This is a genomic window from Streptomyces sp. NPDC006207 (genome assembly GCF_040613835.1).
In the GTDB taxonomy this organism is placed as follows: Bacteria; Actinomycetota; Actinomycetes; order Streptomycetales; family Streptomycetaceae; genus Actinacidiphila.
This window is the reverse complement of record NZ_JBEXSX010000042.1, coordinates 63,867-85,375: the sequence shown is the minus strand read 5'-3', so window position 1 is coordinate 85,375 and position 21,509 is coordinate 63,867. Positions and strand designations below refer to the sequence as shown.

Annotated in this window: 18 protein-coding genes and 1 pseudogene; 9 read left to right on the top strand and 10 right to left on the bottom strand. The window is 72.1% G+C overall.

Features of this window, described 5'->3' with window-relative positions; all coding sequences use genetic code 11:
* From ABZ312_RS29270 to ABZ312_RS29255, 4 genes are all read right to left on the bottom strand, one after another.
* Positions 1 to 1,293 (bottom strand): FUSC family protein (locus tag ABZ312_RS29270; protein WP_500439108.1); only part of this gene is annotated, 1,293 nt, incomplete at its 3' end.
* A gap of 91 nt (positions 1,294 to 1,384) precedes the next feature.
* Positions 1,385 to 1,921 carry a hypothetical protein gene (locus ABZ312_RS29265; RefSeq protein ID WP_500328874.1) on the bottom strand — a complete coding sequence of 179 codons (537 nt, stop codon included), beginning with the start codon at positions 1,919 to 1,921 and terminating at the stop codon, positions 1,385 to 1,387.
* A gap of 179 nt (positions 1,922 to 2,100) precedes the next feature.
* Positions 2,101 to 2,661, bottom strand: coding sequence for a hemerythrin domain-containing protein (locus tag ABZ312_RS29260; protein WP_499509207.1), 561 nt, complete (start codon positions 2,659 to 2,661; stop codon positions 2,101 to 2,103).
* Positions 2,662 to 2,786: 125 nt separating this feature from the next.
* Positions 2,787 to 4,880, bottom strand: a complete 2,094-nt coding sequence (locus ABZ312_RS29255; RefSeq protein WP_500328872.1) for a SpoIIE family protein phosphatase — start codon at positions 4,878 to 4,880, stop codon at positions 2,787 to 2,789.
* A gap of 273 nt (positions 4,881 to 5,153) precedes the next feature.
* Here ABZ312_RS29255 and ABZ312_RS29250 point away from each other — a divergent pair, with 273 nt between their 5' ends.
* A complete protein-coding gene (locus ABZ312_RS29250; protein WP_500439107.1) occupies positions 5,154 to 6,419 on the top strand; it encodes a DUF6777 domain-containing protein in 1,266 nt (421 codons plus the stop codon).
* Between the two features lie 28 nt (positions 6,420 to 6,447).
* Here ABZ312_RS29250 and ABZ312_RS29245 read toward each other — a convergent pair whose 3' ends face one another.
* Together ABZ312_RS29245 and ABZ312_RS29240 are read right to left on the bottom strand one after the other, a co-directional pair.
* Positions 6,448 to 8,028 (bottom strand): multicopper oxidase family protein, encoded by a 1,581-nt coding sequence (locus tag ABZ312_RS29245; RefSeq protein ID WP_500328870.1) that lies wholly within the window; start codon positions 8,026 to 8,028, stop codon positions 6,448 to 6,450.
* Positions 8,029 to 8,188: 160 nt separating this feature from the next.
* Complete coding sequence (locus tag ABZ312_RS29240; RefSeq protein ID WP_500359926.1) at positions 8,189 to 8,470, bottom strand: DUF3040 domain-containing protein; 282 nt, start codon at positions 8,468 to 8,470, stop codon at positions 8,189 to 8,191.
* Positions 8,471 to 8,734: 264 nt separating this feature from the next.
* On the opposite strand from ABZ312_RS29240, the gene ABZ312_RS29235 reads away from it, so the two are divergent.
* Both ABZ312_RS29235 and ABZ312_RS29230 read left to right on the top strand, forming a co-directional pair.
* Complete coding sequence (locus ABZ312_RS29235) at positions 8,735 to 9,691, top strand: HAMP domain-containing sensor histidine kinase (protein ID WP_500439106.1); 957 nt, start codon at positions 8,735 to 8,737, stop codon at positions 9,689 to 9,691.
* Positions 9,688 to 10,347, top strand: a pseudogene (locus ABZ312_RS29230) (response regulator). Before ABZ312_RS29235 ends, ABZ312_RS29230 begins: the two are co-directional and overlap by 4 nt.
* A gap of 12 nt (positions 10,348 to 10,359) precedes the next feature.
* On the opposite strand, the gene ABZ312_RS29225 reads toward ABZ312_RS29230, so the two are convergent.
* Complete coding sequence (locus tag ABZ312_RS29225) at positions 10,360 to 10,935, bottom strand: type 1 glutamine amidotransferase domain-containing protein (RefSeq protein ID WP_500439105.1); 576 nt, start codon at positions 10,933 to 10,935, stop codon at positions 10,360 to 10,362.
* A 189-nt stretch (positions 10,936 to 11,124) separates the two neighbouring features.
* On the opposite strand from ABZ312_RS29225, the gene ABZ312_RS29220 reads away from it, so the two are divergent.
* From ABZ312_RS29220 to ABZ312_RS29210, 3 genes are all read left to right on the top strand, one after another.
* Entirely contained in the window at positions 11,125 to 13,194 is a 2,070-nt protein-coding gene (locus tag ABZ312_RS29220; RefSeq protein WP_500439104.1) for a SpoIIE family protein phosphatase, read from the top strand.
* Between the two features lie 174 nt (positions 13,195 to 13,368).
* Positions 13,369 to 13,728 (top strand): hypothetical protein, encoded by a 360-nt coding sequence (locus ABZ312_RS29215; protein ID WP_500439103.1) that lies wholly within the window; start codon positions 13,369 to 13,371, stop codon positions 13,726 to 13,728.
* Positions 13,729 to 13,735: 7 nt separating this feature from the next.
* Positions 13,736 to 14,236: a DinB family protein gene (locus tag ABZ312_RS29210; RefSeq protein ID WP_500328864.1), complete on the top strand. Its 501-nt coding sequence runs from the start codon at positions 13,736 to 13,738 to the stop codon at positions 14,234 to 14,236.
* Positions 14,237 to 14,339: 103 nt separating this feature from the next.
* Here ABZ312_RS29210 and ABZ312_RS29205 read toward each other — a convergent pair whose 3' ends face one another.
* The 3 genes from ABZ312_RS29205 to ABZ312_RS29195 form a co-directional block, all read right to left on the bottom strand.
* Positions 14,340 to 14,564, bottom strand: coding sequence for a hypothetical protein (locus tag ABZ312_RS29205; protein ID WP_500439102.1), 225 nt, complete (start codon positions 14,562 to 14,564; stop codon positions 14,340 to 14,342).
* 116 nt (positions 14,565 to 14,680) lie between these two features.
* Positions 14,681 to 15,958: an MFS transporter gene (locus tag ABZ312_RS29200; RefSeq protein WP_500439101.1), complete on the bottom strand. Its 1,278-nt coding sequence runs from the start codon at positions 15,956 to 15,958 to the stop codon at positions 14,681 to 14,683.
* A gap of 418 nt (positions 15,959 to 16,376) precedes the next feature.
* The gene (locus ABZ312_RS29195) at positions 16,377 to 17,738 is read right to left on the bottom strand and encodes a glycoside hydrolase family 16 protein (protein WP_500439110.1); all 1,362 of its coding nucleotides are present in this window, start codon (positions 17,736 to 17,738) and stop codon (positions 16,377 to 16,379) included.
* 634 nt (positions 17,739 to 18,372) lie between these two features.
* On the opposite strand from ABZ312_RS29195, the gene ABZ312_RS29190 reads away from it, so the two are divergent.
* The 3 genes from ABZ312_RS29190 (at position 18,373) to ABZ312_RS29180 (ending at position 21,383) form a co-directional block, all read left to right on the top strand.
* Positions 18,373 to 18,528, top strand: coding sequence for a DUF6131 family protein (locus ABZ312_RS29190; protein ID WP_499509195.1), 156 nt, complete (start codon positions 18,373 to 18,375; stop codon positions 18,526 to 18,528).
* Between the two features lie 162 nt (positions 18,529 to 18,690).
* Positions 18,691 to 19,896 carry a cytochrome P450 gene (locus tag ABZ312_RS29185; protein WP_500328861.1) on the top strand — a complete coding sequence of 402 codons (1,206 nt, stop codon included), beginning with the start codon at positions 18,691 to 18,693 and terminating at the stop codon, positions 19,894 to 19,896.
* Positions 19,897 to 20,276: 380 nt separating this feature from the next.
* Positions 20,277 to 21,383, top strand: a complete 1,107-nt coding sequence (locus ABZ312_RS29180; RefSeq protein WP_499509193.1) for a type III polyketide synthase — start codon at positions 20,277 to 20,279, stop codon at positions 21,381 to 21,383.
* The last annotated feature ends 126 nt before the right edge of the window (positions 21,384 to 21,509 follow it).

Genomic DNA, 21,509 nt, shown 5'->3' with positions numbered 1-21,509 from the left:
GGTTCCGTCGCGATGCTCGCCCGAGGGCACGGGCGGCGGACCGGTCCGTGTCTCCCCGCCGGACGCGCCCCGCCCGTGACGACGGCGCCGGACGCGTTCACCGCGGGCCACGAGCCGGAGCCTGGCCAGCACGGCGAAGCGGTCCTGCTGCGCCCGGGCGGCCTCGTCCAGCTCCTCCATCAGCCGGTGGGAACGGTGCTCCAGGGCCAGCTCGTCCAGGATGCGGTCCACCTCGGCGAGCAGGGACCCGTGCAGTTGCCAGGCCCCCGGATGCTGCCGCACCCGGTCGAGCAGCATGTCCGCGGCCTTCTCGCGGCTCGCGCGGGCCGCCGCGAGCTCCGCGGCCAGCCGGCCCTCGGCCTCCTCGGCGTTGCTGCTCACCTGCGTGGTCACCAGGACGGCGAAGCTGACGAGCGCCCCGCCGAGGTGGGCGAAGAGCTCCTCCAGGGCGACCGCCACGTCGCGGTCGAACAGCGGCTCGTCCGCGCCGCGCCGCTTCGCGAGATCCGTCAGCGACCGCGCCAGGACGCGCAGGACCACCACGCAGATCTCCAGGGTGTCGAGACCGGTCCTCAGCACCACCCGGGACAACAGCGCTTCCCTGACCCGGGGATTGAGCCGCAGGCTGTCCTCGGCCCGGCGCAGCGCGGTGTCGACCTCGGCGACGTCCTGGTCCAGTCGCCGCGCCTCGTGCAGCCGTGCCGCGGCACGCTCCACCGCGGCGGGGGAGTCCAGTTCCTCGGCGCAGCACAGCAGGAGATGACGCATACGGCGGGCGAGGTCCTCGATCGACGCCCCGGCGGTCCCCACCCACACGGGCGGTGCGAACAGGACGTTGAGCAGCAGGCCCACCCCTGCCCCGATGAGTGTCTCCAGCACGCGGTCCCATGCCTGCTCCGTCAACTGGCTCACCCCGAGCACCAGCATCGCGCTGATGGCCACCTCGTTGACGAACTCCTCGACCCGCACGAACTGCCCGATGACCAGCGCCGCGAGGATGATCAGCCCCAGGCTCCACCACGTCAGGCCGACCAGCGCGCTGAACCCGACGGCGATCAGGACACCGACCACCACGGAGTTCACCCGGCGGATGCCGGTGGTGAGCGTGGAGTAGAGCGTCACCTGCACGACGAGCAGGGCGGTGAGCGGCGCCGTCAGCGGGGCAGACTCGCTACTGACGTGCACGGCGATCACATACGAGATGGTCGCGGCGACGGTGGCCCGCGCCGTCAAGGTGACCACCGGGTCCCGGCTGCGGCGGGCCAACCAGGTCACGGCATCACGTATAGGCATCTTCTGCCTTTTCCCGAACAAACACCGCGTACACCTGCGGATGTCGCTCCCGGTCCGTGGGCGTCGGGCCGGGGGCCGCGGGAACCGGTGGCTACGCCGGGAAGCTGTCGAGAGGCGCCGCCTCCAGCAGTGCCGTCAGTTCCGCGCGGTGCAGGTCCGCTATCGGGGCCACCAGGTCCGGGTGGCGCAGGAGGGCGGCAGCCGCGCGGTCGTGGGCGCCGGGAAGGGTGAGCCGGAGGGCGTCACCGGCGAGGGAGGCGCCGTGTTCGGTGGCCGCGAGGGCCGTCACCGCGGAGGCGGCCAGCTCCGGGTCGGCGAGCAGGCAGGCCGCCCAGCTCACGACGACCTCGTCCACCCAGGTGCGCCAGCCGGCCTCGGTGTCCCCGGCGTCCTCGTCGAGGACCCCGGCGCCGGCGACCCGGTCCAGGCGGTCGGCGCCGCCGGGCGGCAGCAGTCCGAGCAGGGCGGCGTCCACGGCCGTCGGGTAGCGCAGGGCGGCGGCGACCATGGCGGCCTGGCGGGCCTGAGCTTCGGCGAGGGCACGGCTGAGGGCTCCGCCGTTCGCCGGATAGGCGGCCAGCAGCCACCGGGTGGCCGCGGCGATGACCGACGAGAACTCACTGTGCATGCCGAACGAACCGTCCTCCGTGCGCGTGGGTGCCGCGCCCGTCCGGCGCGCGGCGCGCCCAGCGTACGCAAAGCCGTGCTTTTGCGACATGAGCCGCATCACGCCCGCTCCCGGCGAGGACCCGGCGCAGGGTCCCCCGGAGGAACGGGGACCCTGCGCCGCCCCCCTGCGGCCGGGGGTCAGGACCGGCCGCGGCCGCTCACGAAGTCGCGGGCCCGGTCGACGAGGCCCGCGCCCGGGGCGAGGAGCTTGTTGGCGGGAGGGGTGTGCGGTGCCGCCGGGTGGGGCCGGGTGGGGGCGAGGGACTTGGCGCGGCGCACCTTGTCGCCCAGGTCGTCGAGGGCCTCGGGGGAGCAGGCGCTGCTGAGTCCGGGGAAGAGCGTGCCCTCCTCGTCCTGGACGTGCGCGGTGACCTCGTCCATCAGCCGCATCAGCAGGGGGTGGAACCGGCCGTCGTTCGGTGGCAGCTGCTCCAGCTCCTTCAGCAGTTCCTCGATCCTGGCGTGGTCCGCGATCTCCTTGTCCGCGATGCGGTCCCCACCCTCGACGTGCTCGCGGACGGCAGGGTAGAGGTACTGCTCCTCCGCCACCGAGTGCCGCACCAGCTCGATGGTCACCTCGTCCACCAGCTCCCGCAGCGCCGGGTCGCCGGTCGACATCGACTGCATGCGGTCGAAGATCTCCTCGACCTCGCGGTGGTCGGCCAGCAGCTCAGCGATCACGTTTCCGCCGTGTCCCATTCCCTCACGCCTTTCCGTGCGGCAGTACGGCCCGGGCGTGCGCCGGGGCCGAACCCCATGCATTCCACCCTGCCGGTGCCGAGCCCACCCGGGGACGCGGTCACCACCCGCCCGGCGGCACCTGATCACAGGCGCCCCCGCGGCCGGCGGTGCGGGTCGGCGCGGGCGATCAGGAGGGCGACGTCGTCGTGGTCGTCGGCGCCCCTCAGCTCCCGCAGGAGCCGGTCGCAGGTCTCCTCCACCGAGGCGTCCGGTGTGCCGAGCAGGGTCAGGAGCAGTTCGAGGCGCTCGTCGATCGGGTCGTCGCGGGTCTCCACGAGCCCGTCGGTGTACAGCACGAGACGGTCCCCGGGCGCGAGCGTGATGCTCGTGCTCTCGAACGGCACGCCGCCGACGCCCAGGGGCGTCCCCGTCGGCAGGTCGAGCAGTTCGGGGGAGCCGTCGCCGTGCACCAGGACCGGGGGCAGGTGCCCGGCGGTCGCCAGGTGGCACTCGGCCGTGCGCGCGTCGTACAGGGCGTACACGCACGTCGCGATGTACGGGTCGAGGCCGCGCGTGATCTTGTCGAGGTGGCCCAGCACCGTGGCCGGGTCCAGGTCGAGCTCGGCCAGGGTCGAGGTGGCGGTGCGCAGCCGGCCCATGGTCGTCGCGGCGTCGATGCCGCTGCCCATGACGTCGCCGACGACCAGCGCGGTCCGCTCGTCGTCGAGCGGGATGACGTCGTACCAGTCGCCGCCCACCTTGCTCCTGGCCTGCGCGGGCCGGTAGCGGGCGGCGACCTCCAGGCCGGGATGGTACGGCTGCGGCTCCGGGAGGAGGCTGCGCTGCAGGGTCTCGGCGGTGTTGCGCACCTGCTGGTACCAGCGGGCGTTGTCGATGCACACGGCCGCACGCGCGGCCAGCTCGCAGGCGAGGGTGAGGTCGTCCTCGTCGAAGGACGCGTGCGTACGGGCCCGGCTCATGCCCAGCACGCCCAGGACCTCGCCGCGGGCGATGAGCGGGATCGCCATGCACGAGTGCACACCGGCGTCGGCGAGGAGCCGCGCCGACTCGGGGTCGGGGGTGATGCGCTCGAGGTCGTGCTGGCCCGCGTGCGCGATCATGTGCGGGCGGAGCGTGCGCACGCACTGGGCGGAGAGGTGGTCCGCGTGGTACGTGACGACCTCGCCCGGGGCCGGGACGGCACGGGCCGCCTCCGTGGCGTAGGCGGCCCGGATCGCCAGGGAGCGGAACACGGGCGCGTCCCGCCGGGCGGCGGGGGCGCGCTGGTCCAGGACGCTGTCGAGGATGTCGACCGCCGCCAGGTCCGCCAGGTCGGGCACGACGACCTCGACGAGTTCCCGTACCGTCGGCTCGACCTCCAGGGCGGTGCCGATGCGGGCCGAGCCGTCGGCGATCACCGCCAGCCGCCGCCGGGCCCGGTCGGCCTCCGCGGCCGCGCGGTGCCGCTCGGTGATGTCGACGACGACCTCGGCGAGGCCCAGCACGTGCCCGCGGTGGTCCTCCAGCCGGTAGAGGGACACCGCCCAGGCGTGCTCGCTGCGCGGGTCGGACGGGGTACGGCCGACGGTGTAGCGGTCGACCATCGGTACCCCCGACGCCAGCACCTGCCGCATCTCCGCCTCCACCGCCTGGTAGTCGGGGCCCGGGAGGACGCTGCGGAACGGGCGCCCCAGGTGGTCCTGGACCGAGGTGCCGTGGAACCGCGCGAGCGCGGGGTTGAGGCTGAGGTACCGCAAGTCGGTGTCCAGCACGGCGATGCCGATCGGCGACTGCGAGATCAGCCGCGTGGACAGGGCGACCTCCTGCTCCACCTCGCGCATGGTGGACTGGTCGGTGGCGAGCCCGAGGATGTAGTAGTCGCCGAGGCTGTCCATCAGCCGCATGTTGCGGAACTCCACCAGCCGCCGGCTGCCGTCCTTGCGGCGCACCGGGAAGGACCCCGCCCAGCTCTCGCCGGTCTTCATGATCTCGGAGAACAGCCCGATGACGAGCTTGCGGTGCGTGTCGTGGACCAGCAGGTGGGCGGCGTACTGGCCGACCGCCTCCTCCGCGGTGTAGCCGAACAGCGCCTCGGCCTGCGGGCTCCACATGTCCACCCGGCCGTCGCCCTCCAGGAGCACCGCGGCCACACCCAGGAGGTCCATCAGCCCGCTCGGGCTCGTCGAGACCCCGTCCAGCCGCTCCGGGCCGGTCGTGTACCGATCCGTGTCGCTCATGGTGGGCGCCTCTTCCGCCTGCCGTTCCGGCCGGTCGGTCCGCCGTCCCCTCTCGCCCGTGCCGACGCGATTCCATGGTCCCCCCGAAGACGCGGCGGCGCACCCCTCGCAAGGGCCCGTCCCGGGGCGCGTCCGGACGCGCCGTCCCCGGCGGGCGTCGGCTTGCGGGGACTGCGAGGGGGACGCACACAATGGTCAACAGGTGGGGCTTCTGAAGCGACCGGCGACGCGTCCGGCCGGGGTACCGGCCCGGGACGAGTGGAGGAAAGCCCTGTGAGCGTTCTACCGCCCTCGCTCGCCCGCCCCGAGGGCCCGCCCTCGGGCCCGCTGTCCGGACCGGACGGGACCGACGAGGCGAGGCCGTCCGGCCAGGACCGGGACTCGCCCGGACGGCGGCGCCGGACGCCGACGGTCGTCGTGGGCGGACCGCCCCCGCCACCGGGTGGACCACCGGACGACGGCGGCGGAGGGGGCGGGGGAGAAGGCGGCGGGGACGGCGGAGGACACGAACGGCCCTGGTGGCGCTCGGTGCCCAAGGTGGCCGCGATCACCGCGGTGGTGGTGGCGGCGGTGGCGCTGGCCGTGGTGTTCACCCGGCCCGGCGGCGTCTCGGGCGGGAAGCAGGGCGAGCTGTTCCTGCAGACGGCGGGCAGCGCGGGACCGAACCCGTTCACGGGGTCGACGGCCGAGGAGACCGCCGCGCCCTCGGCGACACCGGCGCTGCCGACCCCCTCGACGACGGGGGGCACCGTACGGCAGGTCTACAGCGGCGGCATGCCCGGTCTGTACGGCGGCACGCGCGACGCCGCCAGCTGCGACGTGGAGAAGCAGATCAGCGCCCTGTCGTCGGACCCGTCGAAGAGCAGGGCGTTCGCCTCGGTGCTGGGCCTCGCGCCCGCGGGCGTCCCGGCGTACCTGCGCGGCCTGACCCCGCTTCAGCTCCGCGCGGACACGCGGGTCACCAACCACGGCTACCGCGACCGCCGGCCCACCGCCTTCCAGTCGGTGCTGCAGGCCGGGACCGCGGTCCTGGTGGACGACCGGGGGATGCCCCGGGTGCGCTGCGCCTGCGGCAATCCGCTGACCGGGCCGGTCGAACAGAGGGACGGCGCCAGGACCGTCGGCCGGGCGTGGCCCGGTTACCAGCCGTCGAGGACGGTGGTGGTGGCCCCGGCGACCGAGCGGGTGAAGAGGTTCGTGGTCCGCGACCCGGGTACCGGCGAGTGGTTCACCCGCGAGAGCGGCGACGGCAAGGCATCCGGCGACACGCGGACCACACCCCCGCAGAACGCGCCTTCCGGCGGCCCGTCCGGGTCGCCGCAGGGTGGCTCACCGGCCGCCCCGGAGGAGGGCGGCGGTTCGACGGGCCCCTCCGCACCGACGGGGGAACAGGGCGGGACCGCCCCGCAGTCCCCGCCGCCCGGCACGGGCCCCGTTCCGCAGAGCCCGGTCCCCGGCACCCCCGGGCCGCCGGGAGGGGAGAGCCCCCCGCCCGGCGGTACCGCCCCCGGACAGCCGTCCGGCCCGGCCGCGTCCTAGGACACCGCCGGGCCGGGGCCGCCGTGCCTCAGCGCGTGGTGAAGTCGGCCATCATCGCCATGTCCTCGTGCTCGAGGTTGTGGCAGTGGATCATGAACTTGCCCGCGTAGTCGGTGAAGCGGACCGCCACCTCGACGGTCTCGCCCGGGCCCGTCGCCACCGTGTCCTTCCAGCCCGCGTCGAACGCGCCCGCCTTCTTGCCGTTGCGGGACAGCACGCGGAAGGCGTCCAGGTGCACGTGCACCGAATGGAAGAACACCGAGGTGAACTTCCAGATCTCGATCGTGCCGAGCTTGACGTCGGCCAGCGAGCGGCCGGGCTTGTACGGCAGGCCGTTGATCGTCCAGCCGTCGCGCGAGTGCCGGAACGCGAAGGTCCGGTGCGCCACGGCCTTGCGGGGGTCGAGGATGGTGGCGGGGCGGCGTGACAGCCGCTTGGGGATGTGGGTGTCGTCGTGCGGCTTCCGGGACGACGGCGAGACGTCGAAACGCATGACCTGCGCGGTGCTGCCGCTGCCGAACCGGTTGACCAGGCGCACCTTGGTACCGGGCCGGTAGCGGGCGAAGTCCACGATGACGTCGAAGCGTTCGGCGGGGGCGATGCGCAGGCTGTCGTGGGCCAGCGGGCTGCCCAGCAGTCCGCCGTCGCTGCCGATCTGCAGCAGGCCCTTGCCGCCCGGCGGCGGAGGGTCCAGCTCCAGGCGGAAGTCCCGTACGTTGCAGCCGTTGAGGAACCGCAGCCGGTAGCGCTGCCGCTTGACCCGGTGCACGGGCCACGGGGCGCCGTTGACCAGGATGACGTCGCCCATCATGCCGAAGTGATGTGCGTGCACGACGCCGGGCTTGTGCATGCCGGAGTCGACCGCGGGGTACATCAGCGCCCCGTTCTCGGCGAACGCCCGGTCCGCGAGCAGCAGCGGGATGTCGCGGGAACCGCGCGGCAGGTCGAGCTGGTCCTCCTCGTCGTCGGTCACGAGGTGGAACCCGGCCAGTCCGCGGTACACCGCCGGGCCGGTGTAGCCCATGCGGTGGTCGTGGTACCAGAGCGTCGCCGCGCGCTGCAGCATCGGATACGTGTAGCTGCGCTGGCCGTGGCTGAGCTGGCCGGCGGAGCCGTGCATCTCCGGCATGCCCTCCATCGCGTCGGCGTACGACATGCTGCTGCCGACGGGCATCGTCAGGTCGATCGGGTAGCCGTCGCTGTCGGAGGGCGTGTGGCCGCCGTGCAGGTGGACCACGGTCGGCTGGGGCAGTTCGTTGCGGTGCGTGACGATAGTGCGGCGCCCCGAGCGGGAGACGACCGTGGGCCCGGGGAAGAGGCCGTCGTACGTCCAGCAGTTGGTGCGCAGTCCCGGGAGGATCTCCAGTTTCGCCGCGCGCTGGGTCATCTGGTAGTAGTCGGTCGTCGCGGTCCGCAACATGGGCTCCAGGACCGGCGGGACCGGCAGGGGTACCTGGTACGGGCGCGGGAGCCGAGCCTTGCTCCGCAGGATCCCGCCCGGTGGTACATCGGCCAGCGGTGTACCCGCCCAGGCCCTGCTCGTCGCGCCCGCCCCGACGACGGCCGCCCCCGCGGCGAGAAAGCGGCGCCTGCCGATGCCTTCGATCACGTAGGGCTCCCAAAATGTGACGATTTGCGCAATTTATTGGTCGGCGTCACAATAGCCCGCCGGAGCCGCGCGCGATGGCGCCACACGCGGGCCCCGCGAACAACCTTCGGAGCCGCCCGCCACCCGTCCGGCCCCCGGTCCGGTCCGCCCCGCGCCCGGATCACGTCCGCCTGCGCCCCCGTCCCACGGTGTCGTGGCGGGGGTCCAGGACACCCGCGGCGATTCCGGCCAGGACCAGTCCGGCCGCCATCAGCAACCCCTGCGGGAGCACGATGCCGACGAGGATCCAGGCGAGCGCCACCGCCAGCAGGAACCAGCCCAGCCGCCGCCGGTACTCGCGCGGCGCGCACGGGCGCCCGGTGCGCAACCCCTCGGCGAAGCGGGGGTCGGTGCGCCGGGTCTCGGCCTCGATGTCCTCGATGGCCTTGTGCCGGTACGGCATGGTGTCCTCCTCCCGGAGCCGGGTGGGCCCTGTCCCCTCCACCGTCGCCCGCGCCCGCCCGCGGAACCATCGGGGCCGGCACCCAATCCCGGGGCGCGGAAATGGGTGCCGGCCCCGATGGCGGCGGGCCCCCGGCCCGGCGCAGGCTGGAAGCGGGACCCGGGTACCCACCACCCACGGCACGAGGAGCGCGGCAGGGCACGCGCAGGACGGCACGGCGATGGCGGCGGACAGTGGAGGAAAGCCCCCGAGGAAGGCGGGACCATGTCGCTGTACTGGCGGATCTTCCTGCTGAACGGCGCGGTGCTGGTCGTCGCCACGGTGCTCCTGCTCGGCCCCGTCACGGTCTCCACCCCCGTGCTGCTGGGCGAAGCGCTGGTGCTGGGCGTGGGACTGGTCGCCATGCTCGTCGCCAACGCCCTGCTGCTCCGGGTCGGGCTCGCACCGCTGCAGCGGCTGAGCCGGGCGATGAACTCCGCCGACCTGCTCCGTCCTGGGGGTCGCCCCGCCGTCACCGGATCGGGGGAGATGGCCGCCCTGATCACGACCTTCAACACCATGCTCGACCGCCTGGAGTCCGAGCGCGCCACCACCAGCGCCCGCGTGCTGACCGCCCAGGAGGACGAACGGCAGCGCATCGCCCAGGAACTCCACGACGAGGTCGGCCAGACCCTCACCGCCGTCGTGCTGCAACTGGGACACAGCGCCGACCTGGCCCCCGATCCCCTCCAGGACGACCTGTGGCAGGTGCAGGAGACCACCCGCGCCGGACTCGACGAGATCCGCCGCATCGCGCGCCGCCTGCGCCCCGGCGTCCTGGAGGAACTCGGCCTGCACAGTGCCCTGCGCGCCCTGGCCGGCGAGTTCACCGCCCCCGGGCTCACGGTCGTGGACCGCTTCGGGCCCGCGCTCCCCCCGTTCGGCCACGAGACCGAGCTGGTGCTCTACCGGGTCGCCCAGGAGGCGGTCACCAACGCGGCCCGCCACTCCGGCGCGGACCGGGTGGAGATCCACCTGGGCGCCGTTCCCGGAGGCGGGGCCGAGCTCCTGGTCAGGGACAACGGCAAAGGCATCGGCGAGGTCCCCGAGGGCTCCGGGATGCGCGGCATGCGCGAACGCGCGCTGCTCATCGGCGCCCGCCTGGCGGTCGGTGCCGCCCCCGGCGGCGGCACCGACGTCCGCCTGGACGTACCCGCTCCGGCGGCGGACGGCCCGCGATGACCGCCCCGCCGCGCACCCGGATCCTCCTCGCCGACGACCACGCGCTGGTTCGGCGGGGCGTCCGGCTGATCCTCGACGGCGAACCCGACCTGACCGTCGTCGCCGAGGCCGGTGACGGCGCCGAGGCCGTCGCCAAGGCCCGCGGGGAGCAGGTCGACCTGGCCGTCCTGGACATCGCCATGCCCCGCATGACCGGCCTGCAGGCCGCGCGGGAACTGAGCAGGCTCCGCCCGGACCTGCGCATCCTGATCCTGACCATGTAGGACAACGAGCAGTACTTCTTCGAGGCCCTCAAGGCCGGGGCCAGCGGATACGTCCTGAAGTCCGTCGCCGACCGCGACCTGGTCGAGGCCTGCAGGGCCGCCGTGCGCGACGAGCCCTTCATCTACCCCGGCGCCGTCACCACCCTGATCCGCACCTACCTCGAACGTGCCCGCCAGGGCGAGCCCCTGCCCGCCCGCGCCATCACCGAACGCGAGGAGGAGATCCTCAAGCTCGTCGCCGAGGGCCACACGTCCCAGGAGATCGCCGGCCTGCTGTTCATCAGCGTCAAGACGGTCGAGCGCCACCGCGCCAACCTCCTGCAGAAGCTCGGCCTGCGCGACCGACTGGAACTCACGCGCTACGCGATCCGGGCCGGGCTCATCGAGCCCTGACCGCGACGGCGCTCAGGAGCCGGCGGAGCCCACGAGGAGCTTGTCGACCTCGCCCAGGAATGCGTCCAGGTCCTCCGGTGTGCGCGAGGTGACCAGCGGGTACCCCGCGGAGGCGTCGCTCACCACGGGTTCGTCGACCCAGGACGCGACGCCCGCGTTGAGCAGGTCGGTCCGCACCGAGGCGTACGAGGTCACCGTCTTCCCCTTCGCGACGCCCGCCTCCACGAGCGCCCACGGGCCGTGGCAGATCGCCGCGATCGGACGCCCCGACGAGGCGAACGCGCGCACGACGTCCATCGCCTTCCCCTGGAGGCGGAGGTTGTCGGCGTTGATCGTGCCGCCCGGGATGAGCAGCAGGTCGAAACCGGTGGGGTCCACCTCGTCGAGGGTGGTGTCCGGCTCCACGACCTTGCCGGGATCCTTGTCCCCGACCAGGGTGCGTACGGCGTCGCGGCGCGTCGCGGCGACGGTGACCTCGGCGCCCTTGTCACGGAGGTGCTCGACGGGGACGACCAGCTCGTCCTGCTCGACCCCGTAGTTGGAGACGACCGCCAGGACGCGGCGGCCGCCCGGGAAATCTGCAGCCATGGGTTTTTCCCTCTTCTGTGGGCTTCTTGTGCGATATGGGCGCCTGCCCGGGGAGCGGGCCCGGGAAACCTGGCCGTCAAGGGCCGCCGGAGGCGTCCACGAGCAGGACTCACTCGCCGGAGCCGGGGTAGGCGGACGGACGGGAAAGCGGAAGGGATCGGCCAGGGGCGGGCGAAGAGGGAGCCTGCGATGAGCGAAGCGCGGACACCGCTCGGGACCGATCAGCTCGAGGCCAGGGCACTCGGCCCCAGCGGACTCATGGACCTCCTGGGAGTCGCCGCGGTGCTGCTCGAGTCGGACGGGCGCATCGACATGTGGAGCCCGCAGGCGGAACAACTGTTCGGCTACACCGCGGGCGAGGCCGTCGGCCAGTACGCCGCGCCGCTGCTCGTCCGGCCCGAGCACCGCGGCGACGCCATGAGGCTGTTCGCGGAGGTGCTGGAGACCGGCCGCAGCTGGTCGGGAGCGTTCCCCGTGCGCCACAAGGACGGCAGCACCCGGCTGGCGGAGTTCCGCAACGTCCGCCTCACGGACAGCCGCGGCCGCGTCTACGCGCTGGGGATCGCCACCGACCGGCCCGTACTGCAGCGCCTGGAACGCGGCCTGGCCCTCTCCCTCCAGCTGGTCTCCCAGTCCCCGATCGGGCTCGCCGTGCTCGACACCGACCTGCGCTACCTCTCCGTCAACCCCGCCCTCGCCGAGATGCACGGCCTCGCCGAGGGCGACCACATCGGGCGCCCCTTCCGCGAGGTGCTCCCCGGGGCCAGGTTCCGCATGGCGGAGGACGCGATCCGGCAGGTCCTGCGGACGGGCACACCGATCGTCGACCGGTACGTCGTCGGCCATACGCCCGCGGACCCCGCCACCGACCGCGCCTGGTCGGTTTCGTACTTCCGGCTGGAGGACGGGAACGGGCACGTCCTGGGCATCGCCACCTCCGTGGTGGACGTCACCGACCGGCACCGTTCCGCCCAGGAGGCCGACCGCGCCCGGGCGCGACTCGCCGTGATCGCCGACAGCTCCGCCCGGATCGGCACGTCCCTGGACGTGGAGGACACCGCCCGGGAACTCGCCGACGTCGTCGTCCCCGAACTCGCCGACTTCGCCGCCGTCGACGTCCTCGACTCCGCGCTGCGCGACGACGGCGGCGAGCCCGGCCACGACCGCCCCCGCTTCCGCGCACTGTCCTCCAAGTGCACCGAGGCCAGTGAGGCGGCAGGGGCCTTCGGCCGGCCCGGCCGCCTCGTCTCCTACGGCCCCGACCACCTGGCCGCCCGGTGCCTGGACACCGGCGGCCCCGGCCTGATCACCCACGCCGACGAGCGGAGCCTGGTGCACATCGCCCGCGACCCCGACGCCGCCGCGCTGCTGGCCCGGGCGGGCGTCCACACGGCCATGGCGGTACCGCTCATCGCCCGCGGCCGGATCCTCGGCGTCCTCGGCCTGGCCCGGGCCCGCACCCCGCAGCCCTTCGACGAGGACGACCAGACCCTCGCCTGCGAACTGGCCTCCCGCGCCGCCGTGTCCATCGACAACGCCCGCCTCCACCAGCAACTGCGCAGCACCGCCGAGACCCTTCAGCGCAGCCTCCTCCCGCGACTTCCCTCGGCCCACCCCCGCCTCGAACTCGCCGCCCGCTACTGCGCGGCGCAGGCCAGCAGCGAGGTGGGCGGCGACTGGTACGACGTGATCCCCTTCGACGACGGCAGGGTCGCCCTCGTCATCGGCGACGTCATGGGCAGCGGCGTCCCCGCGGCGACCACCATGGGACGCCTGCGCACCGCGACCTCCACCCTCGCGGGCCTCGACCTCGACCCCGCCCAGGTCCTCGGCCACCTCGACCGGATCACCCACGGGCTGGACCCCTACATCGCGACCTGCGTCTACGCGATCCACGACCCCGGTCGCGGAGTCTGCCACCTCGCCAACGCCGGCCACCTGCCCCCGGTCGTCGTCCGCGCCGGCAAGCGCCCGGAACTGCTCGAACTGCCCACCGGCACCCCCCTGGGGGTCGGCGGCGTGCCCTTCGAGAGCACCACCGTCGACCTCGTCCCTGGCGACCGCCTCGTCCTCTACACCGACGGTCTGGTCGAGACCCGCGACCGCGCCATCGACGAGCGCCTCGACGACCTCCTCCGCCTCCTGGACGCCCCCGACGAACCGGTCGAGCAAACCTGCGACCGCCTCCTCGCCGCGCTGCGCCACCCCGCCGACCGCGACGACGTGGCCCTCCTCATCGCGCGCCCGAAGGATGCGTGACGGGCGCCATCTCCTCACGGTGGCTCGCGCTGACGGCCACGGACATGGGCGAGCAGCGCCCCGACCGTGCGGACGGCGTCCACCACCTCGACGGCAGGTTCACCACGGACGGGCCCGGCCTCCACCGCGCGGAGCGCCGGCGGTCCGAGTCAGGTGTGTCCGTACCCTGCGGGCATGGAGCTGGTCGCTGGTCCACCGAGCCGGTGGCATGTGGAACTCGTCGCAGGCCCGTTCGTCGAGGTGTGGGCCGATGGATTCTCCGAGGCGCACGGCGAGTACGTGTTCAGCAACCTCGTTCGGCTGCCGGTGCCCGACCAAGACCACGCAGATGTGACGGCGAGGACAACCACGGACCCGGAGCGTGTGGGCGTGGCGGTGGCCCGCATCGCGGTGGGGTCCGTGACCGATCCACTCCGCCTCGAGGCCGCTTCGCTCTGCGAGCTGCGAATGCCCTGCTCCCGGCGGACGGGGGATGAGGGCGTGATGTCCGTCCTCCGGACCGAGGTGGCTCGGTGGACCCATCCCTTGTCATGATCGCCGAATGAGTCATGACCAGCGCAGGGCACCTTCCAAGGTGGGCGACGACCGTTCGTCGCTGACCTCGTTCCTCGACTATCAACGCGCCACGCTGGCCATGAAGTGCGAGGGGCTGACCGGCGCCCAGCTGAAGGAGAAGGCGGTGCCGACTTCAGGCCTGTCCCTGCTGGGCCTTGTCAGGCATGCAGCGGAGGTCGAACGCAGTTGGTTCGCGGTGTTGAGCGACGAGCGGCGTGCGGCACTGTGGCCCGCGGTCGATGGCGTCTTCGGGGAATTCCATGTGGACGGCGCCGACGTCGACGAGGCGTTCGCATGGTGGCGTGAGGCGTGCGAACGCTCGCGTGCTGTTGCGGACGCCTTCCGGTCGCTCGACGACACGGTGGAGTTTCGGGGGGAGACGATCTCACTTCGCTACGTGCTCACCCACATGATCGAGGAGTACGCACGGCACAACGGCCACGCCGATCTGCTGCGCGAGGCGATCGACGGAGCCGTCGGCGAGTAGCGCCGGAGCTCCGGACCGTTCACAGGGCGGTACGCCGACCGCGACGACGTGGCCCTCTTCATCGCGCGCCCGAAGCATGCGTGACGGGCGTCGCGGTCAGCACCTATGCCGCGGCATGAACCAGCCGGACCGCGCCGATCGTCGTGCCGATCACACCGAAGACGGCACCCACGGCCCTCAGCACCACGGGAGCGAGGACGGCGCCGGCCCTCGGATGACGCGCCGCACAGCGGTGAAGCCGGCCCGCCGCATCGCCCACGTTGAGCGCCACCAGCAGCAGGGCCACCCCCAACCGGAGGTCGTAGGCCGCCCTGAACCCAGCACTCATCGCGGATCCCCTCCTCCGGTTCCGCGGACGCCCGGTCGGTCGCCGTGGAGCCGCCCACCCTAGCCATGACGGTGACGGCTCGTCGCAGGTGCGTTCATCGGTGGACGGGCCCGCCGTCAGACGCTGCCGGGTCGTACATCACCGATGGGAACGTCCAGCACGCGCAGTCCGCGGGCGACTTGAGTACCCACGGCCACAAGGGCGACCATTGCCGTCAGGAGCAGCATCGCGGTGGTCGGGCCGAACGCGGATGACAGGATTCCCGCGGAGAGGGGGCCCAGCCATCGCAGTGAGGAGGCGCCGAAGTCGATCGCGCTGCTGACCCGGCCCATGAGTTCGTCCGGGATCATCCGGGTCTCGTACGTGGCGAAGATGACGTTGATCGGCGACACCAGGAACAGCAGCACGGCCACCAGCACACCTATCAGCCACGGCAGCGGGACGACCCCGATCGCCGCGAAAACCACCACGGTGACCCACGAGAGCAGGACCACGATGGCACGGCCGTGGAAGCGCCTGGTGACACGGCCTGCGAAGACGGCTCCGGCGAGACCTCCGACAGCACCGATCGAATTCACCCAGCCCACAAGCATCGGGCCGCCACCGTGACCACGGACCAGCACGATCACCAGGAGGAACATGCCGGCCACCGCTGCGTTGAACGTGGCGGTGTAGATCGTCAGGAACCGCAGATAGGCATCACGGCGAACGTATGCGAGTCCCGTGCGGATGCTCGCCACGACGGACTCCCTCCGCGCTTCCCTGACGTCCGGCCCCAGCGGCTGACGGATCAACAGCACACCCAGGGCACTCACAAGGAAGGAGACGGCGTCCCCGAGGAACGGCACCCAACGCGCAAGGGAAAACAGGAAGCCCCCGGTAGGAGGCGCAGCCAGTCTGACCGCCATGTCGCGACCCTGCATCTGCGAGAAGGCCGTCGGAAGCTGCTCTGGCGGCACAATTCGCCGAAGGGCCGGACGAGACGCACCGGAGGTCAATCCCCCGACAAAGCCCTGGAACAGCCCGATCGCAGCGACATACGCGACATTGACATGGTCGAAGGCCACAGCCCAGCAGACGGAGCCGACCGCGACAGCCTGCAGCAGGGAACCTGCCAGGAGAAGCATGCGCCGTGAACGGCGGTCGGCGAGCGAGCCGCCGACCAGCATCGTCGTGAGGGCGCCGATGCTCACGGTCGAGCCGACGATACCCGCACTGGCTGCGGATCCGGTCGCTGTGACGATCAGAAGCGGATACGCAAAGGCCGACAGAGCGGTACCGAATCCCGACACCGTCTCACCGACCCACCACCCCACGTAGTCCCGGTTGCGCCACAGCGCGTTCGACGGGGGTGCGGATTCCTGCTGGACCAGGGCATCGTGACGGGCCGTCATGCGCAGAGCTTAGAGGAGCCCCTCGTGCCGTCACGGAGGCTTTGCGGTCGCCCCACGACACGCTGGAGCCGTCGGCGGGTAGGGCCGGCGGCCCGGGCCCTCCCTTGAGCGGCCCGCCGGTGATTGCCTCAGGGCGTACGCCGTGCTCGCCCTGCTCGTGAGTGCCGGAGCCGCCGGTGGGGCCCTGGCCCTCGTTTCCGCGGCGTTCCTGGCCTGAGGCTCAGGCCCGCGGCCCGCGGCCCGCTCGGAAGGCGCGGACGCGCAGCCGGGGCCGCGGGTCAGGCACGCCCCTCCTTCCAGGAGATGTCCTCGCCGCTGTGTCCCCGGGACCGGGTCTTCCAGGCGCGCATGTCGCGGCGCAGGGCGCCGCCCGTGGCGTCCCCGGTCGGGCCGGGGACGCCACGGGCGGCGTGGGGTGTCAGGTGGTGCTGAAGGTGAACCAGTTGACGTTCACGAAGTCGGCCGGCTGGCCGCTGCTGAACGTCAGGTACACGTCGTGCTTGCCGGTGATGCCCGAGATGTTCGCGGGGATCGTCGTCCAGCTCTGCCAGCCGCCGGTGTTGGCGACGGAGAAGCTGCCGATCGGGGCGTTGCTCCGGCTGTCCAGCCGGACCTCGACCAGGCCGCTCACGCCGCCCGCGGCCCCGGAGGCGACCCGGGCCTTGAACTGCCGGGCCGTGGTCGTCCCGAAGTCGACGCCCGGGTAGAGCGCCCAGTCGCCGTTCGCGAGCGAGGCGAGGTTCTGGCCGCCGCCGCTGTCCGCCGTCGTCTCGACGGTCGTGCCGGACTGCTGCGAGTACGACTCGGCCTGGAGGGTGCCGTAGGCGCTGCCCGTGCCCCCGGTCGGCGGGGGAGAGGTCGGGGGCTGGGTGCTACCGCCGCCGGAGCTGTAGACCGCGACGTAGTCGACCAGCATGGGTACGCCCGAGACCGTGGAGGCCGTCGGAGTCTTGTACCCCGCCACCGGGTCGGGGAAGGCCCCGCCCATCGCGACGTTCAGCAGGATGAAGTGGCCGTGGCCCGTGGCCGCGTTCCAGGTGGACGCGTCCATCTGGCTCGCGTTCACCGAGTGGAACTGGACCCCGTCGACGTACCAGCGCAGCTGCTGGGGGCTGACGCTGCGGTCCCACTCGAAGGCGAAGGTGTGGAAGTTGCCCTGGCAGGCGCTGCCGGGGCAGGCACGGGTGGTGCCGAGGCCGCTGGTCTCGTTGCAGGGGCCGCCCGGGTTGGTGCCGCAGTGCAGCGTGCCCCAGACCTGGTTGACGCCGTTCACGTTCTCCATCAGGTCGAACTCGCCGATGGACGGCCAGTTCCAGTAGTTGCCCCGGTACGGCGCGCCCAGCGTCCAGAAGGCCGGCCAGTAGCCGGCCGCGGCCGCGCCGGTGACGTTCGGCATCTGGATGCGGGACTCGATGCGGAGCTTGCCGCCCGACGGGGGCTCGAAGTCGCTGCGGCGGGTCTCGACGCGCCCGGAGGTCCAGTTCCCCGCGGAGTCCCGGATCGGGGTGATGCGCAGGTTGCCCGAGCCGTCCTGGCGGAGGTTGGCGGTGTTGGAGGTGTAGGTCTGCACCTCGCCGGTGCCCCAGTTGGCGGCGCCGCCGGGGTAGCTGGTGCCGGTGTCGATGATCCAGTTGTCGCCGGACGGGAGGGTGTTGGCGGCCCCGCTGAAGTCGTCGCTCCAGACGGTGGTCCAGCCGGACGGTGCCGGCGGGACGGCGGCCCTGGCCGAGCCGAGCAGGCCCAGGCAGAGCGCGGCCACGGTGGCTGCAGCGGCCACCATCAGGGTGAGCGGTCCGGCGGCGTGGCGCCTGCCGGTGGTCGTACGCGCGGTCACGGGTGATGCCTCCTCGGGATCGGTGCCGGGGAAGGGTGCGGTTCCGGGTGGAGAGCGGCTGAGAGCGCTCTCATATGGCGGGAACACCTTCCCGCCAGGGTGAACCGCGGTCAATACAGGGAACAAAAGAAGTCGCGCGCGGTTTCCTGCCTTCACTGCTTGGAGTCAGTGGCATCGGCCGCGGGCGGCCCGGCTTGTGCTGCGGGCGGGAAACGGCAGCCGGGGGGCGGGCGTTGGGGGCCGCCAGTGGCGTGGTCAGGTGGTCCTGTCGACCACGTTCGCGCTGCTGAGAGCGCTCTCACCGTGAGGGCGATGGTCCCGGTGGACATCACTCCGGCCGAATCCGGCGGTCATGAAACGCGAAGACCTGGGTAGCCGATCCATGGAGGAATGGGGGTGAATGCGATGCCGGCAGGTTCACGTCGGAGGCGTGGACGGCAGGCGACGCCGACGGCCGGTCCGGCTGAGCGAGGCCCGGCGTGACCGCGCACCGTGCGGTCACCGCCCCGGGGCTCGCACCCCCGGTGCCACCGGCCCGGCACAGGGCAACGGCGACCAGGGCCGCGTAAGGGAGTACAACATGATCATCCTCGGTATCATCCTGCTCATCATCGGATTCCTCGCCGGAATCTCCATCCTGTGGACCCTGGGAGCCATCCTCGTGGTCATCGGCCTCGTGCTCTGGGTCCTGGGTGCCATGGGACACGCCGTCGCGGGGCGCCGCCACTACTACTGACGGCCGGTGAGCCCGAGCACGTGCCGCGCCCCGTGTCCCCGAGGGCGCGGCACCCTCATGGGCATGGGTCGCCCGGATGGGCTGCCTGCAGTGGTCACCTGCGCGCGCGGGGGATTGGTTGTGATATGTCCCCCCGACGCCCAGGTGCACTGGAGTATTCGCATGGAATCCGGTTCCTCCGCGCACAACTGCCCCTTCGACTTCGCCGAAGCCCTCGAGTTCGATCCGCAGCTGAAGCGCTTCATGGAGAACGAGCAGATCTCCCGCATCAAGCTGCCGCACGGCGAGGGTGAGGCCTGGCTCGTCACGCGGTACGAGGACGTGCGGACGGTGACGACCGACCGGCGTTTCAGCCGCGCCGCCGTCGTCGGCAAGGACTTCCCCCGCATGACGCCGGAGCCGATCGTCCAGGACGAGGCCATCAACGTGATGGACCCGCCGGACAGCAGCCGGCTGCGCTCGCTGGTCTCCAAGGGCTTCACGCCCCGGAACGTCGAGCACATGCGCCCCAGCATCGAGCGGGTCGTCACCGAACTGCTCGACGGCATGGAGGAGAGCGGCTCCCCGGCCGACCTCGTGGAGCACCTCGCGGCGCCGCTCCCGCTGGCCGCCATCTGCGAGGTGCTCGACATCCCCGACGAGGACAGCTGGGAGCTGCGGGGCCACGCCCGCACCATGATGGACTTCAGCCCCGACAACCGGGACAACGCCGTCCACTCCAAGGCCTACCTGCGGGAGTACTTCACCAAGCTCACCGCCGAACGGCGCGCCCGCCCGGGCGACGACCTGGTCAGCGTGCTGGCCACCGCCCGTGACGGGGACGAGATCCTCAACGACAAGGAACTCGCCGTCATGGCCATGGTCCTGCTCATCACGGGCCAGGACACCACGTCGAACGAGATCGGCAACATCGCCTACACCCTGCTCACCCGCCCGCGCGAGCTGGCCATGCTGCGCGAGCAGCCGGACCGCATCCCGCAGGCCATCGAGGAGATGCTGCGGTACATCCCGTTCCGCAAGGGCGTCGGCATCCCGCGGATCGCCGTCGAGGACGTGGAGATGGGCGGCGTGCTGATCCGGGCCGGCGACGTCGTCCACGTCTCGTACCTGACCGCGAACCGCGACCCGGAGAAGTTCGACCGTCCCGACGAGCTGGACCTGGACCGCGCCGGTACGCCCCACATGACCTTCGGCTGGGGCGGTCACCACTGCCTCGGCGCGCCGCTGGCGACCATGGAGCTCCAGGTGGCCTTCAGGGAGCTGTTGCGCCGCTTCCCGGACCTGAGGCTGGCCAAGCCCGCCGACGAGGTCCGCTGGAGCGCCACGTCGATCTGGCGCTACCCGGTGGCCCTGCACGTCGCCTGGTGACCTGTGTCCGCTCCGGCCCCGCTCCGGCCTCCGTCCCGGCCCCGCACCCGCACGGGTGCGGGGCCGGTTCCGTCGCGTTCTCCCTCGTGACGGCGGGTGCGGGCCGCTCCGACATGCGAAATCCGCCCAAGTGACGTACGTTTTCCTGGTGGACGCAAATCTGAACAGGCCATGAATCCACTTCGACAGCAGCCGGTCCCCTTTTGTGAACCGTCTTTTGCCGGGACCTCGTGAACGTCAGGCCTTCTGTGGGCGCGCACATGAAATGCGCTCGTACCCCCTACCGCATTTTCGTGACAGGTACGGGCCTGCTCCGGAAATCCCGGAGCAGCGCGCCACATGGACCATAGCCCGCCGAGGGGCAGGAAATGGAGCCACGCATGGCTGTTCTGTGCAAGCCGGTGATCTCGGTTCCCGACAACGTTATCACCTGCGAACAAACGCTTGAGCTGGCACGACGGCTGCACAAGGACCACCCGCAACTCGGCCTGACCCTCAGGCTCATTGAGAACACGGGTGTTCAGAAGCGGCACCTGATCCAGCCGATCGAAGAGGTGCTCAAACATCCGGGTTTCGACGTACGCAGCCAGATCTACGAGGCGGAGTCGAAGGCGCGGGTACCGGCCGTCATACGACAGGCGTTGGACCAGGCCGAGTTGGAGCCCGACGAGATCGACATCATCGTGTACGTCTCGTGCACGGGCTTCATGATGCCGTCGCTGACGGCGTGGCTCATCAACAAGATGGGATTCCGCCACGACACCCGCCAGCTGCCCATCGCGCAGCTCGGTTGTGCGGCAGGAGGCGCGGCCATCAACCGCGCCCACGACTTCTGCACGGCGTACCCGGAGGCCAACGCCCTGATCGTGGCATGCGAGTTCTGCTCGCTGTGCTACCAGCCCACGGACCTCAGCGTCGGAACGCTGCTGTCCAACGGGCTGTTCGGCGACGGCATCGCCGCCGCCGTGGTCCGGGGCAGCGGCGGCACCGGGATGCGGCTGGAGCGCAACGCCTCCTACCTCATCCCGAACACCGAGGAGTGGATCTCCTACGCGGTGCGCCAGACGGGCTTCCACTTCCAGCTCGACAAGCGCGTACCCGGCACCATGGAGCCCCTGGCACCGGTGCTGCGCCAGGTCGCGGAGGACCACGCGTGGAACGCCGCCAAGCTGGACTACTACATCATCCACGCCGGCGGTCCCCGCATCCTGGACGACCTCTGCCGCTTCCTCGGGGTCCCGCCGGAGTCGTTCCGCTTCAGCCGGGCCACGCTGACCGAGTACGGCAACATCGCGAGCGCCGTCGTCCTCGACGCCCTGTACCGGATGTTCGAGGAGGGCTCCGCCCTCGACGGGCACCGCGGACTGCTGGCGGGCTTCGGCCCGGGCATCACCGCGGAGATGGTCCTGGGGACCTGGGTCACCAACGGGCTCGACGCCACGATGACGCCCCAGCACTCCTACGGGGAGTACGACGTCATCACCTGAGGCCGCGGCCCCGGTGACGGTCAGGGCCGGCGGTGGCCGGGTCGCCATGGCGTCCCCCCATCCGCCGGCCCGGCCCCACCGGCCGGGTGAGGCCCGTTCAGCCTTGCGACGCGACGGCCGCGCGGC